Source organism: Pseudomonas sp. 5P_5.1_Bac1 (assembly GCF_025466015.1).
GTDB lineage: Bacteria > Pseudomonadota > Gammaproteobacteria > Pseudomonadales > Pseudomonadaceae > Aquipseudomonas.
Genome location: NZ_JANLNX010000091.1, coordinates 33614 through 47974 on the forward strand (window position 1 = coordinate 33614; position 14361 = coordinate 47974).

Below are 14361 nucleotides of genomic sequence, written 5' to 3' on the forward strand. Positions count from 1 at the left end.
ATGCCCTGTCCCCAATCTTGTTGTGAAAGTGGTGGTGACTATAGGGCGCGATTCATAGAGTCAAAAAATAATAAAAAAGCATTTTCCTATAGCGGTTTGACCTATAAACCGACGCCAGTTTCAGCGTTTACAGACATCAGGGTAGGCGAATAATGCCGGGGCCCCGCCGGTGTGCAGAAAAATCAGCGGACCGTCATCGAATCGCTGCCGGGCGATGCCGTCCAACAGGCCGGCCATAGCCTTGCCGGTGTAGACCGGATCGAGCAGCAGCCCTTCGTGGCTGGCCAGTAAACGGATAGCCGCGAGGCCGCCAGCGTTGGCTTCGCCATAGCGTGGAGCGTAGTACTCGTCCCACAAACGTACCTTGAACGCGTCCGGCAAACGGACGCCCAACAACTCCGCGGTGCGCTCGGCGAGGCCCTGGACCTTGGGCAGTTGCGCCTCTTCGCTGCGCGACACGGTGATGCCGATCACCGGCAGGTCCGGCAAGCGCTCGGCCAGCGCCAGGGCCAGGCCGCTGTGGGTGCCGGCGCTGCCGGACGCGAGCACTACGCCGGCGAAGGTCTGGCCGCTCTGTTCGATCTGCTCGGCCAGTTCCAGGCCGGCGCGCACGTAACCCAGCGCGCCAAGGGCGTTGGAGCCGCCGATGGGCACCAAGTACGGCTTGCGGCCGCTGGCGTGCAGGCGCACGGCGAGGGCTTGCAGCAGGTCGTCGGCGTTGTCGAGGTTGTCCACCAACTCGACCTTGGCGTCGAACAGGTCCAGCAGCAGGCGGTTGCCGTTTTCCAGGTAGCTGGCCGAGTCGGTGCCGATCGGGTTTTCCAGCAGTGCCACGCAGCCGAGGCCGAGGCGGGCGGCGAGGGCGGCAGTCTGGCGCACGTGATTGGACTGGATCGCGCCGGCGGTGATCAGCGTGTCGGCGCCCTTGGCCAGGGCATCGGCGGCGAGGTACTCGAGCTTGCGCAGTTTGTTGCCGCCGAGGGCCAGCGGGGTGAGGTCATCGCGCTTGATCCAGATCTCGCGCCCGGCCCAGTCGGAAAGCCGCTGAAGTTTTTCCAGCGGGGTGGGCGTGGCGAGCAGTTCCAGGCGATTGAAGCGGGCGAGTTGTCGTTCGATCATGGCGGAAGTCGGTTGTAGGAAAATTCGAGCATAGGCAGGCATTCGGGCATGGGCAACCGTGCCTGGCAGCAGCACCGGATGAATTCTGCAGGAGCGAGCTTGCTCGCGATGGCCGCCTGAGGCAGGCCTAATCGGCTTATGCCATCTATATAGCCAACCGGCATAAACCATTATTTTTTCCCCCCCCGTTTCATGTCGTAGAGTGCGGTTCAAGAGAGCGGCCTTCCCCTTCCAGTCCCATGCCGCCGAGCAGGAGAAACAACCGTGAGCGACAACGCGCAATCCGGGTATTGGCAACTTCAGTCCATCGTCGGCCAGCTTCGTTCGGCCCGCGATCAGTGGCGCACCCGCAATGGCCGCAGCAGCGGCGAGCAGGGCGGGCGCGAATTGCCGTCGCGTGAGGCCGTGCGACAGATCCTCGAACAGTTGTGCGGCGCGCTGTTCCCGATGCGTCTGGGTCCGGTGGACCTGCGTGAAGAAAGCGAAGACTTCTACGTCGGCCACACCCTCGACGCGGCATTGACTTCACTGCTGGCCCAGGCCCGCCTGGAACTGCGCTATGCGGCGCGGCACGGCCAGGCCGAGGACGCCAATGTCGACGCCACCGCCCTGCGCCTGATCCAGGAATTCGCCGCCGCCTTGCCGGCCATGCGTGTCCTGCTCGACACCGACGTTCTGGCCGCCTTCCACGGCGACCCGGCGGCGCGCAGCGTCGATGAAGTGCTGCTGTGCTACCCGGGCGTGCTGGCGATCATCCATCACCGTCTCGCCCACCACCTGTACCGCGCCGGCCTGCCGTTGCTGGCGCGGATCAGCTCGGAGCTGGCGCACTCGGCGACCGGTATCGACATTCACCCTGGCGCGCAGATCGGCCCGAGTTTCTTCATCGACCACGGCACCGGCGTGGTGATCGGCGAGACCGCGATCATTGGCGAGCGGGTGCGCATCTACCAGGCCGTGACCCTCGGCGCCAAGCGCTTCCCCGAAGACGAATGCGGCAAGCTGCAGAAGGGTCACCCGCGTCACCCGATCGTCGAGGACGATGTGGTGATTTATGCCGGCGCGACCATTCTGGGACGGATCACCATCGGCAAGGGCTCGACCATCGGCGGTAACGTCTGGCTGACCCGCAGCGTGCCGGCGGAGAGCAACTTGACCCAGGCGAACCTGTTGCAGCATGCGGATGGGGCGCAGAAGTAAGAGGTCGTTTGGAGGCCTGATCGCGAGCAAGCTCGCTCCTACAGGCGTTGTTATAAACGCCCGATTTGTAGGAGCGAGCTTGCTCGCGATCAGGCCCCAAAAAACCAACGCTAACGGTCGGCTATCGGTCGCTTCAAATTCGTATCCATGTTTAACTTGAACGCTTGTTCAAATTAAACGCTGGTGAACTGCCGGTGTTCATCAGGAGGATTAGCCTTTGCTGAACCCGTTCAATCCGACCACTTTCCCGCCTTGCGAGGTGCACCGCCCATGAGTGCGCCGTCAAACAATTCCCGCGACAAAATCCGCATGAACCCACCGGTGTTCTATTTCGCCGCCGGCTTCATCCTGCTCTTCGCCCTGATCGTGATCGCCAACCCGCAAGCCGCGGGCGAGTGGCTGCTGGCTGCGCAGAACTGGGCGGCGCACACCGTCGGCTGGTACTACATGCTGGCGATGACCCTGTACCTGGTGTTCGTGGTGGTCACCGCGCTGTCGGGTTACGGCAAGATCAAGCTCGGCGCCGACCACGACCAGCCCGAGTTCAGCTACCTGTCCTGGGCCGGCATGCTGTTCGCCGCGGGCATCAGCATCACCCTGTTTTTCTTCTGCGTTTCCGAACCGCTCACCCACCTGATGCAACCGCCCCAGGGCGAGGCCGGCACGGTGGAGGCGGGGCGTCAGGCAATGCAGCTGCTGTTCCTGCACTGGGGCCTGCATGGCTGGGGCGTGTTCGCCTTCGTCGGCATGGCCCTGGCGTATTTCGCCTACCGCCACAACCTGCCGCTGGCGCTGCGTTCGGCGCTGTATCCGCTGATCGGCAAACGCATCAACGGACCCATCGGCTACGCGGTGGACGGCTTCGGCATCATCGCCACGGTGTTCGGCCTTGGCGCTGACATGGGCTTCGGCGTGCTGCACCTGAACTCCGGCCTCGACTACCTGTTCGGCGTCCCCCATAGCCAGTGGGTGCAGGTGGCGCTGATCGCGCTGATGATGGGCGCGGCGGTGATGGTGGCGGTGGCCGGGGTGGAGAAGGGCGTGCGGGTGATGTCCGATATCAACCTGTTCCTGGCCTGCGCGCTGCTGCTGTTCGTGCTGTTCGCCGGGCCGACCCAGCACCTGTTCAACACCCTGATCCAGAACCTCGGCGACTACCTCGCCGTGTTGCCGCGCAAGAGCTTCGACGTCTACGCCTACACCCAGGCCAATGACTGGCTGGGCAACTGGACGGTGTTCTACTGGGCCTGGTGGATTGCCTGGGCGCCGTTCGTGGGGCTGTTCATCGCGCGGATTTCCCGCGGTCGGACCATCCGCGAATTCGTCTTCGGCGTGCTGCTGATCCCGCTGGGTTTCACCCTGGCGTGGATGTCGATCTTCGGCAACAGCGCCCTGAGCCAGGTCCTCGACCACGGCATGACCGCGCTGGCCGACTCGGCCATCGAAAACCCGTCGATGACCCTCTACCTGCTGCTGGAAACCTACCCGTGGAGCAAGGTGGTGATCGCCGTCACGGTGTTCATCAGCTTTGTGTTCTTCGTCACCTCGGCCGACTCCGGCACCGTGGTGCTCTCGACGCTCTCGGCCAAGGGCGGCAGCACCGACGAGGACGGGCCGAACTGGCTGCGGGTGTTCTGGGGCGTGATGACCGCGCTGGTCACCAGCGGCTTGTTGTTCGCCGGCAGCATCGACTCGCTGAAGTCTGCGGTGGTGCTCACCTCGCTGCCGTTCTCGCTGATCCTGCTGGCGATGATGTGGGGGCTGCACAAGGCGTTCTACCTGGAATCGCAGCGACAGATTGCGCAGATGCACTCGCTGGCGCCGTTCGCCGAGTCGCGGCGCGGTCGCGGCGGCTGGCGCAAGCGCCTGAGCCAGGCCGTGCACTTCCCGTCACGCGATGAGGTGTACCGCTTCATGGACGACGTGGTGCGTCCGGCGATTGCCGAAGTGACCGAGGTGTATGCCGAAAAGGGCCTGAACGTCATCACCCAGGAAGACCCGAGCCATGACAACGTCAGCCTGAAGATCGGGCATGGAGAGGAACAGCCGTTTATCTACCAGGTGCAGATGCGCGGCTACTTCACTCCGTCCTTCGCCCTCGCCGGGCTGGGCACCCAGGAGCAGAAGAACCGTCGCTACTACCGCGCCGAAGTGCACCTGAGCGAAGGCAGCCAGGATTACGACCTGATGGGCTACAGCAAGGAGCAGATCATCAACGACATCCTCGACCAGTACGAACGGCATTTGCAGTACTTGCATCTGGTGCGTTGAGGACACGAGTTCGCGGGATGGCCGCTCGGCCCTTCCGCGAACTTGCTTAATTTCCCCAAGCTCTTTCAGAAACGTCTCACAGACGCTGCCGTGTCACCTCTCTAGGCTGCGAACTCCAACCTACAAGGAGTTCGACGATGGCCAGCCACAGCTACCTGAGCATCACCGGCAAGAAAATGGGGCTGATTTCTGCCGGATGTTCCACCCAGGCCTCCATCGGCAACAAATGCCAGGCCGGGCACACCGACCAGATCCTCATACTGGCGTTGAACCATGCGATGACCAGTGTCAGCAACCTCTCCGACGCTGTTCACAATCCCCTCGTCCTCCACAAGCTCCTCGACAAATCCAGCCCGCTGTTGGCGCAGGCACTGGCTGATCGGGAAGAAGTGTCCTGCGAGATCGATCTCTATCGCACCGCCGACGCGACCCAGCAAAAGTACTTCACCCTAGAGCTCAAAGGCGCGCGGATCGTCGGCCTCACCCTCGATATCCCTGACGTACTCATGTTCAACGATGCCGAGCCCACCGAGCAGGTGGTGCTGCGCTACGACAGCATCACCTGGGTTCATCACGCCGCCAGCACCAGTGGCTACGCCTTCTGGGGCATGAACGAATGAGCACGCGGCCCTCGCCCTATCGTCTGGATAACCAGCTCTCGGAGCTTCATCAAAGTGCGGCGAACCTGACGCGGTATGCCTGCATTGTCAGTTCCCGGCATATCAAGGATGGGGTGTTGCGGGGGCGGTTTAATCGGACGATGGCGTATTACGTGCGGCAGGTTTTGGCGGATGTGAGGAGTGCGAAGATCCCGCCTGAGGATGGACTAAAACACATTCAATCCTGGCACGATGAACTTAAGCCACATTTTGATACCGGTAGTGGGGTTGTTGGTCTGAGAGCCGCCTTTTATCAGATTTTTGATGGGGCGGATCTGTGTCGATCACGCGCAGGCTGCGTTATCGGACTTCCTATGGCAGTGCATGGCTTCAATAATTTTTACGAAAACGGTCGTAATCTCTGGACCGGGCGGTCTGACGCTACCGGCCCGGTGAGGTGGGCCTATCGGAGTGCCGCTGGCTGGATGGGCGAAGATCCAGCCAGAGGTGATATTGCTTATGGCTCTGTGGATATAACCTTCTCTGCAGTCTCATTTCTAAGGCCTGTGCCGAAGAGAGGCGCTTGGAAATTATTTAGATATATAGACTCTGATATGCAGCTCGCCTACGCAAGGATGGGCAAAGGTGCGCTTTTTCTGGATTCGCTCGCAACAGGTTTGACGATGAAAAAGCTGCATGAAGATGTGAGTAAGGATTTAGAGGAGTGATGATATTTCTGTTTTTTCTGCTTGCGCTAGGTAGTGTGTCGCTAGCCTATCTCTTAAGAGGGCATTTTTCCGGTGAAAATCTAAAGCTTAGAGATTCTGTAATCTGTCTTGTCTTTAATTCAGTGTTTGGTTTTTTTTACTTGGAGTTGGCAGAGCAAAGATGTATTTCATTTTACGGGTGCTTTCCGGAGTTTATCGATAAGCACCCAGTTGTTTTTTGGGCGGCTCTGGCATGTCTATTTCTGCATGCCTTCGCTTTTCCCGTGAACTCGAAGATTAAACGCTGGGTTTTTCGTGCGAAAAATTCAAATTAGTTCTGGGGTGTTAATTGTTAAGAGTTAATGGCGCCAATCTCTGGACCGACGGGTCTGATGTGGTCGGGCCTGTTAGAGGTATGTATCAGAACGCTGCAGTCGCTGTCGGAGGCACTAAGAGCCAAGGCAGTGTTGCCTATTGGCTGGCAGATATGGGGTTAGCTGGCTATGGACTTGTACGTCCTGTTCTTAAGTTCGTGGAAACTTTTTTACAGAATGAAAACTGACCATGTTCCGGCCTACAAACTGATGGGCAGTGGGGCGCTTATATTTGAAGCGTATATAGCCTGGCTCACCTCTCTTCAGATTATGGAGGAGGTTGATAAGTGATTACGGCGGCATTTATTTTTTCCTCCTCTCTGATTCTCTTTGTGTCTTACTGGTTGCGCCGAAGGTTTTCCGGAAAAAATTTTACGGGGGGACATTTCTTACTCTGTGTGGCCTGCAATTTTCCTTTTGGGATTTTTCATCTGGAAATAATAGCGAATAGCTGCATTAAGTTTATTGGATGTTTCCCAAATCTGCATTTTGATTATCCAGTTCTAAGTTGGTTTGCGTTTGCCTGCGTTTTTCTTCATTGCTTCGCTTTTCCGGTGGAAAGTGAGCCAAGGTGGATTTTTCGGAAAAAGCCGAAATTCTGACGTTGGGAGCGGAGATAGACTTTTGAAATTATTATGGGGTTGTGGGCGGCAAGTCAGGTGGTTAAAGAGGTGGATGAATGATCACGGTTGTATTTGTCTTTCTTGCGGTGTTGGTTGTGGCTATTTCTTATTATTTAAAGTTTAGGTTTTCGGGTATAAATTACACAACAGGATCAGCTTTGGCAGTTGTTGTGTTCAACCTCTTTTGTGGCTTTTTCCATATGGAACTCACGCAAAAAGAATGCATGCTATTTTACAAGTGCTTCCCCCGGTTGGAAGATGACTATCCTGTAATCGCATGGATTTCTCTTATCTGTATTTTTCTACATTGTTTTGCTATTCCTACAGCGTGGGAACCTTGGCGATTGTTTCGAATAAGGCGAAAAGTCTTGTAGATGCACACTGCTGATGGGCTCCAGCAAGGAACCGATCATCAACGACATTCCTCGACCAGTACGAAAGGCATTTGCAGTATTTGCATCTGGTGCGTTGATCATTGTCGGGCTGGGCCTGTAGGAGCGAGCTTGCTCGCGAAGGCTCCCACAGGGTCCAGCTACTGCACGCTTGAACAGGGCGCCGGTCGTTACAGGGATGTTCTCTGGTGGGCTTCAAGCACTCTCCCGCCCAATCACCCGACACTCCAGCAAATTCAACTGCTCCGCCTCCCCCTCAATCACCCCCAACTGCTGCAACACCCGTTCTGCCGCCAGCACCCCCATCTGCAACGCCGGCGGCTTCACCGTGGTCAGCCCCGGCATCAGCATGGCGGCGAACGGGTAATCGCCAAACCCCATCACCGCGCAGTCTTGCGGAATCTTCAGCCCCGCGCGTTGGCCCGCCAGTAACGCGCCGGCAGCGAGGTTGTCGTTGGCGAAGATGATCGCGTCGGGGCGTTGCTCGGCGTCCATCAGTGACAGCATCGCCTGCTTGCCCGCCTCGAACGGCGCCAGGCCCGTGTCCGGTGCGAATACCCGCGGCTCACCACCCAGGCTCTTCAAGGTCTCGATATAGCCGTCACGCCGCTCCAGCGCGCTGAAGTCGCCGGCCGCGCTGTTCTGCACAAAGGCGATGCGCCGGTAGCCTTTGTCGTGCAGGTAGCGGGTGGCGACGACGCCGACTTCATGGTGGGAAAAACCGATCTGGATTGGCGACCGTTCCGGGCGGTAGTCCCAGGTTTCCGCCAGCGGGATGTCGGCCTCGGCGAGCATCTTTTCCGTGGCCGCGCTGTGGAAGTGGCTGGTCAGCACCAGCGCCGCCGGTGACCAGCCGAGGAAGGCGCGCACGGCGTTTTCTTCCTGCTCGGTGGAGAAGTAGCTGGAGGCCAGCAGCAGTTGGTAGCCGTGGCGGCTGAGGGTGTCGCTGAAGCCCTGGATGGTGTCGGCGAAGATCGGTCCGGAAATGTTCGGGATCACCATGCCGACGATCCGCCCCCGCGCCGAGGCCAATCCGCCGGCCACGAGGTTGGGTACGTAACCCAGTTCCGCGACCACTTCGGCGATGCGCTCGCGGCGTTCTGGGGAAACCGATTCCGGCTGGTTGAAGTAACGCGACACGGTGATCGCCGACACACCGGCGGCCCGGGCCACTGCCTGCAGGGTCACGCGGCCGGCGCCGCGACGTTTGCGGACGGGGGCTTTTTCATCGCTCACTGCGTCAGTCCTTAAAAACCAGAAGGCATATAAAAGTAATTTTTCATTATTGGACGATCTATTTGGCGCCCGATGATACTGGCGATGTTAGCGCTAACAAAGTGGTTTGTCTGCTACTCGCACGAGCGAATGCCCAAGGACCCCGCGCTGACGTTTCATCAGGGCGCCGCGGTCAGCGATCGCGGTGGACAGGGCATTCTTCGAGTAGCACACCATGCAAAGCCGCGCCGCATTCGTACCCGCAACTTCCCCGTTGGCCCAGGCCATCCGTCGTCAACGCCTGAGCCTCGGGCTGGTCGCGCTGAGCGCCTTGCCGTTCGCGCCTGCCATGGCCGCCGATACGGCGCCCGCCGCTCAGAGCGACAGCCCGACCCTCAAGGCCGTGACGGTCACCGCTACCCGTCGCGAAGCTTCGCTGCAGAAGGTGCCGGTGGCGGTTTCGGTGGTGGATGGCGAGCAACTGGAGCGGGAAAACCGCAACAGCGTGGCGAGCATCGTGCAGCAGGTGCCGAGCCTGAATTTCCGCACCGGCGCCTCGAACAAGGACACCTCGCTGTTCATTCGCGGCGTGGGCACCATTTCAACCTCGCCGGGTGTCGAGCCGACCGTGGCGACGGTGATCGACGGCGTGGTCTTCGGCCGTCCCGGCCAGTCGACCCTCGACCTGCTGGATATCGAGCGCCTGGAAGTGCTGCGCGGTCCGCAGGGCACGCTGTTCGGCAAGAACGCCTCGGCCGGCGTACTGAACATCACCACCCGCGCCCCGACCGAAGAAACCCATGGTTTCGTCGAGCAGTCGTATTTCAGCGGCAACGAAAGCCGCACCCGCTTCGGCATCGGCGGCGCGCTGATCCCGGACACCCTCAAGGGCTCGATCAGCACGCTGTTCGGCAGTTACGACGGCAACGTCGACAACAAGGCCAACGGCCAGGAAGTCAACGGCTACAACCGCAAGGGTGTGCGCGGCAAGCTGGTGTTCACCCCCAGCGACGACCTCAGCCTGACCGTCGCCGCCGACTACCTGCAATCCCATGACGACGCGCCCAACGGCGTGGTCAGCAAGTCGCTGCTGCCGGCGTTTTCCAACGCGCTGGCGCCGGTGCGCGCCGACAGTGACAACCGCGATATCGTCAGTGACTACCGCAGCCACGTCGAAGACATTAACAAAGGTCTGTCCGCCCAGCTCGACTGGAACCTCGGCGACTACACCCTGACCTCGATCACCGCCTGGCGCGGCTGGGACAACACCCAGTGGCAGGACGGCGACCGCCTTTCGACCATCAGCGCGGCCTTCCCCGGCATCGAAGACAAGGGCGAACTGGCCTACGACCAGTACTCCCAGGAGCTGCGTCTGGCCTCGCCGAAAGGTGAGTTCCTCGAATACGTCGGCGGCCTGTTCTACATGCACGGCAAGGACGAGGAAACCTACCGTCGCACCCTGAAGACCACCACCGTCACCCAGCAGGGCGTCGCCGACTACAGCACCACCAACGACAGCTACGCGGTGTTCGGCGAAAGCACCCTCAACTTCACGCCGACGTTCCGCGGTATTGCCGGCCTGCGCTGGACCCACGACGACCTCGAATACGACCATCGCCGCGTCTCCACCTCGGCTGTCGCGGTCAACGGCATCCAGCCGGGCACCAGCAGTTCTGGCTCGGTGGACGAAGACGGCTGGTCCGGTCGCCTGGGCCTGCAATACGACCTGACCGACGACATCACCAGCTACCTGACCTATTCCCGTGGCTACAAAGGCCCGGCGTACAACGTGTTCTTCAACATGCAGCCGCGTGACACCGACGCGCTCAAGCCGGAGACCTCCAACAGTTGGGAAGCCGGCCTCAAGGCCAGCCTGTGGAACAACCGCCTGACCACCAACGTCGCGGTGTTCCATACCGAGTACGAAAACTACCAGGCGAACTTCTTCGACAGCGTCGCCGGGCAAGTGGTGACCCGCCTGATCAACGCCGGCAGCGTCAGCAGCGAAGGCGTGGAACTGGACTTCGCCCTGCAGGCCACCTCGCAACTGAAATTCTCCGGCGCCGTGGCCTACACCAAGGCGCGCATCGATGAATTCGCCTGCCCGGCGGGCGCCGCGGCGTCGTGCAACGTCAACGGCAAGCCACTGCCTTACAGCCCGGACTGGAAGAGCTACGTGCGCGCCGACTACAGCATCCCGCTGGATAACGGCCTGGATATCGAACTGGGCACCGATTTCAGTTGGCAGAGCAAAGTGCAGTACGACATTTCCCAGAACGCCGACACGGTTCAGGGCGCTTACGGCATCTGGAATGCCAGCGTCGCCCTGGCCGATTACAACGAAGGCTGGCGCGTGGCGCTGCTGGCCAAAAACCTTGCGGACAAATCCTACTCACCTCTTCTGGCTACCGGGGGCAACTACGTTTATCGCGCGGTTCCGCGCGATGACGAACGTTACTTCGGCATCCAGCTTCGCAAGGACTTCTGACATGAGCACAACCCCACGGCAAATGAGTCTGGGCGCCTTTTTGATGGCAACAGGGCATCACGTTGCCGCCTGGCGTCACCCCGATGTTCCGGCGGATGCCGGACTGGATATCCAGCACTACCGGCACTTGGCCAAGGTCGCGGAAGGCGCCTGTTTCGATGCGATTTTCGTCGCCGACAGCGTTGCCGCCGCCGAAGGTGAAATTGCCAGCCGAATGGCACGCTCCGACCACTTCGAGCCCTTGACATTGCTATCCGCTTTGAGCGGGGTCACGGAGCGCATCGGATTGGTGGCCACAGCTACTACAACGTACAACGAGCCATACCATGTGGCACGGAAATTCGCTTCGCTGGATCATCTGTCTGGAGGGCGCGCAGGCTGGAATCTGGTGACGTCCGATGCGGCCGCCGAAGCGCTGAATTTTGGCCTAGACGAGCACGTTGGCCACTCAGATCGGTACGTTCGCGCCAAAGAGTTCCATGAAGTGGTTGTCGGGCTGTGGGACAGTTGGGCCGACGATGCCTTCGTTCGCGACAAGAAATCCGGTACGTACTACAAGCCTGATTCAGTACGATTGCTCAATCACCAGGGCGAACACTTCAAAGTCAGGGGCCCTTTGAATGTAGCTCGCACTCCGCAAGGCCGCCCGGTGGTCGTCCAGGCCGGTTCGTCGCCGGCCGGTCTCGATCTGGCCGCGCGCACTGCCGATGTGGTGTTCACCGCGCAGACGTCGCTGGCCGCAGCGCAGGCGTTCTATGCCGACCTCAAGGGTCGCCTGGCCGCCTACGGGCGCAGCCGCGACTCGCTGAAGATCATGCCGGGTGCCTTTATCGTGGTCGGCGAGACCCAGACCGAAGCCGAGGATAAGTTCGCCGCGTTTCAGGAATTGGTTGAGCCGCAGGTCGGCATCGCGTTGCTCGGGCGCATGCTCGGCAACTTCGACCTGTCCGGTTATCCACAGGACGGCCCGCTGCCCGAGCTGCCGCTCACCGACAGCGGCCAGCGCAGCCGCCAGCAACTGCTGAGCGAACTGGCGGTGCGCGAAAACCTCAACCTAGCCCAGTTGGGACGGCGCATTGCCGGCGGTCGCGGGCACCACAGCCTGATTGGCACCCCGACGCAGATCGCCGATCAATTGCAGGAATGGTTCGAAAACGAAGCCGCCGACGGCTTCAACGTGCTGGTGCCGCACCTGCCGGGTGGCCTTGAAGACGTCGCCCGACACCTGGTGCCCGAACTGCAGCGGCGCGGCCTGTTCCGCACCCATTACGAAGGGCGCACCTTGCGCGAGCACCTCGGCCTGAGCCGGCCGAACAACCCCTATTTCTCCTGAGGAAGACACCGATGACCTACGTCGCTGCGGAAAACCGCAACACCTCCATTCCTTACCGTCGCGTGGGCCGCAGCGGCCTGGTGCTGCCGGCGCTGTCGCTGGGCCTGTGGCACAACTTTGGTGACAGCACGCCGCTGAGCGATCAGCGCGCGCTGTTGCGCACGGCCTTCGACCTGGGCATCAACCACTTCGACCTGGCCAACAACTACGGCCCGCCCTACGGCAGCGCCGAGATCAATTTCGGTCGCCTGTTGCGTGAAGACTTCAAGGGCTACCGCGACGAGCTGATCATCTCCAGCAAAGCCGGTTGGGACATGTGGCCCGGCCCGTACGGCCAGGGCGGCGGCTCGCGCAAACACATCCTCGCCAGCCTCGACCAGAGCCTGTCGCGGTTGGGCGTGGACTATGTGGATATCTTCTATTCGCACCGCTTCGACCCGGACACCCCGCTGGAAGAAACCGCCAGCGCCCTCGCCACCGCAGTGCAGCAGGGCAAGGCGCTGTACGTCGGCATCTCGTCTTACTCCGGGGCCAAGACCCGCGAAATCGCGCGTCTGTTGCAGGCGTGGAAAGTCCCGCTGCTGATCCACCAGCCGGCCTACAACCTGCTCAACCGCTGGGTGGAAAAAGACCTGCTGGACGTCACCGATGAGCTGGGCGCCGGCGTGATCGCCTTCACCCCGTTGGCTCAGGGCTTGCTCACCGGCAAGTACCTCAACGGTGTGCCGCAGGACGCGCGGGTCAACAAGCCGGGCGGTGGTTCACTGTTGCCGTCGCACCTGTCCGAGGCCAACCTGGCGCACGTCCGCGCGCTCAACGAAATTGCCCTGGCGCGCGGCCAGAGCCTGGCGCAACTGGCCTTGGCCTGGACCCTGCGCGACCCGCGGGTGACCTCGGCGCTGATCGGTGCCAGCCGGCCTGAGCAGATCATCGAGAACGTCGGTGCGCTGAACAACCTGACGTTCAGTGCTGAAGAGCTGGCGCTGATCGACCGTCATGCCGTCGAAGGTGGCATCAACCTCTGGGAAAAACCCTCGTTGGCGGAGTGACGCATGAAGGCGATTGCACTACTGAGCGCCGGCCTGGCCCTGTTGGGCCTGGCGACGGCAGCGGTCGCCGATCCGCAGGAATTGCGCATCGGCTACCAGAAGGGCTCCATCGCGTTGGTCCTGGCCAAGGAACATGGCCTGCTGGAGAAACGCTTCGCCGGGACCAAGGTGCAATGGATCGAATTCCCGGCCGGGCCGCAGATGCTTGAAGCACTGAACATCGGCAGCCTGGACGTGGGTTCGACCGGTGATATCCCGCCGCTGTTCGCCCAGGCGGCGGGCGCCGATCTGGTGTACATCGGCGCCGAGCCGGCCAAGCCGTCGGCAGAAGTGATCCTGGTGCGCAGCGACAGCCCGCTCCAGCAGGTGACCGACCTCAAGGGTCGCAAGGTCGCGCTGCAGAAGGGCTCCAGCTCGCACAACCTGGTGCTGCGGGCGCTGAACAAGGCGGGCTTGAGCTTCAAGGATATCCAGCCGGTGTACCTCACGCCGGCGGATGCCCGCGCGGCGTTCGAGCACGGCAGCGTCGATGGCTGGGCGGTGTGGGATCCGTATGTTTCGCTGGCGTTGAGCGAAGGGCACAGCCGCAAATTGGCCGATGGCGAAGGGCTGGGATTATCCGGTCCGGTGTACACCGCACGGCGCGACTATGTGGCGGAGAACGGCGAGTTTATCCACAGCCTGCTGGACCAGCTCACCGCTGCCGAAGACCTGACCCGCAGTGAGCGGGACGCCAGCCTGAAGGTGCTGAGCAACTCGATGGGCTTGCCCGAAGCGGTGGTCGCCCACTATGTGGATAACCGCCCGCCATCGCCGGTGCTGCCGATTACCGATGAGGTGATCAAGGCACAGCAGGCGACGGCGGATCTGTTCTATGAGAACCGGTTATTGCCGAAGAAACTGGATGTGAGGAAGGCGCTGCCCTGAGTCAGGGTTTCTCCCACAGGAACCAGGTTGGTCACAGAACCTGTGGGAGCCGGCCTTGCCGGCG

The 14361-nt window shown here is 61.0% G+C and carries 11 protein-coding genes and 1 pseudogene; 10 read left to right on the forward strand and 2 right to left on the reverse strand.

Features of this window, described 5'->3' with window-relative positions; all coding sequences use genetic code 11:
* Nucleotides 1-120: 120 nt before the first annotated feature.
* Nucleotides 121-1119, reverse strand: coding sequence for a D-cysteine desulfhydrase (locus tag NTD82_RS18565; RefSeq protein ID WP_262129738.1), 999 nt, complete (start codon nucleotides 1117-1119; stop codon nucleotides 121-123).
* A gap of 264 nt (nucleotides 1120-1383) precedes the next feature.
* Here NTD82_RS18565 and epsC point away from each other — a divergent pair, with 264 nt between their 5' ends.
* From epsC to NTD82_RS29410, 6 genes and pseudogenes are all read left to right on the forward strand, one after another.
* Nucleotides 1384-2319 carry a serine O-acetyltransferase EpsC gene (gene epsC / locus NTD82_RS18570; protein WP_175652950.1) on the forward strand — a complete coding sequence of 312 codons (936 nt, stop codon included), beginning with the start codon at nucleotides 1384-1386 and terminating at the stop codon, nucleotides 2317-2319.
* A gap of 270 nt (nucleotides 2320-2589) precedes the next feature.
* Entirely contained in the window at nucleotides 2590-4590 is a 2001-nt protein-coding gene (gene betT / locus NTD82_RS18575; RefSeq protein ID WP_095159452.1) for a choline transporter BetT, read from the forward strand.
* 137 nt (nucleotides 4591-4727) lie between these two features.
* Nucleotides 4728-5210 carry an Hcp family type VI secretion system effector gene (locus NTD82_RS18580; RefSeq protein WP_262129741.1) on the forward strand — a complete coding sequence of 161 codons (483 nt, stop codon included), beginning with the start codon at nucleotides 4728-4730 and terminating at the stop codon, nucleotides 5208-5210.
* A complete protein-coding gene (locus NTD82_RS18585) occupies nucleotides 5207-5917 on the forward strand; it encodes a DUF4225 domain-containing protein (RefSeq protein WP_262129744.1) in 711 nt (236 codons plus the stop codon). The genes NTD82_RS18580 and NTD82_RS18585 overlap by 4 nt, the downstream gene beginning before the upstream one ends.
* A 373-nt stretch (nucleotides 5918-6290) precedes the next feature.
* Nucleotides 6291-6458, forward strand: coding sequence for a DUF4225 domain-containing protein (locus NTD82_RS29405; RefSeq protein ID WP_371864346.1), 168 nt, complete (start codon nucleotides 6291-6293; stop codon nucleotides 6456-6458).
* A gap of 819 nt (nucleotides 6459-7277) precedes the next feature.
* A pseudogene (locus tag NTD82_RS29410) lies at nucleotides 7278-7365 on the forward strand (hypothetical protein); the annotation flags it as partial.
* 115 nt (nucleotides 7366-7480) lie between these two features.
* Here the strand turns inward: NTD82_RS29410 and NTD82_RS18590 are convergent.
* Nucleotides 7481-8521: a LacI family DNA-binding transcriptional regulator gene (locus tag NTD82_RS18590; protein ID WP_262129745.1), complete on the reverse strand. Its 1041-nt coding sequence runs from the start codon at nucleotides 8519-8521 to the stop codon at nucleotides 7481-7483.
* 214 nt (nucleotides 8522-8735) lie between these two features.
* Here NTD82_RS18590 and NTD82_RS18595 point away from each other — a divergent pair, with 214 nt between their 5' ends.
* Genes NTD82_RS18595 through NTD82_RS18610 form a run of 4 tightly spaced genes read left to right on the forward strand, consistent with a single transcriptional unit; the run spans nucleotide 8736 to nucleotide 14297 of the window.
* Nucleotides 8736-10988 (forward strand): TonB-dependent receptor, encoded by a 2253-nt coding sequence (locus tag NTD82_RS18595; RefSeq protein WP_410017068.1) that lies wholly within the window; start codon nucleotides 8736-8738, stop codon nucleotides 10986-10988.
* Nucleotide 10989: 1 nt separating this feature from the next.
* A complete protein-coding gene (locus tag NTD82_RS18600) occupies nucleotides 10990-12321 on the forward strand; it encodes an LLM class flavin-dependent oxidoreductase (RefSeq protein WP_262129747.1) in 1332 nt (443 codons plus the stop codon).
* 11 nt (nucleotides 12322-12332) lie between these two features.
* Nucleotides 12333-13370, forward strand: coding sequence for an L-glyceraldehyde 3-phosphate reductase (gene mgrA, locus NTD82_RS18605; protein ID WP_262129748.1), 1038 nt, complete (start codon nucleotides 12333-12335; stop codon nucleotides 13368-13370).
* A gap of 3 nt (nucleotides 13371-13373) precedes the next feature.
* Nucleotides 13374-14297: a sulfonate ABC transporter substrate-binding protein gene (locus tag NTD82_RS18610; protein WP_262129749.1), complete on the forward strand. Its 924-nt coding sequence runs from the start codon at nucleotides 13374-13376 to the stop codon at nucleotides 14295-14297.
* Nucleotides 14298-14361 lie beyond the last annotated feature (64 nt).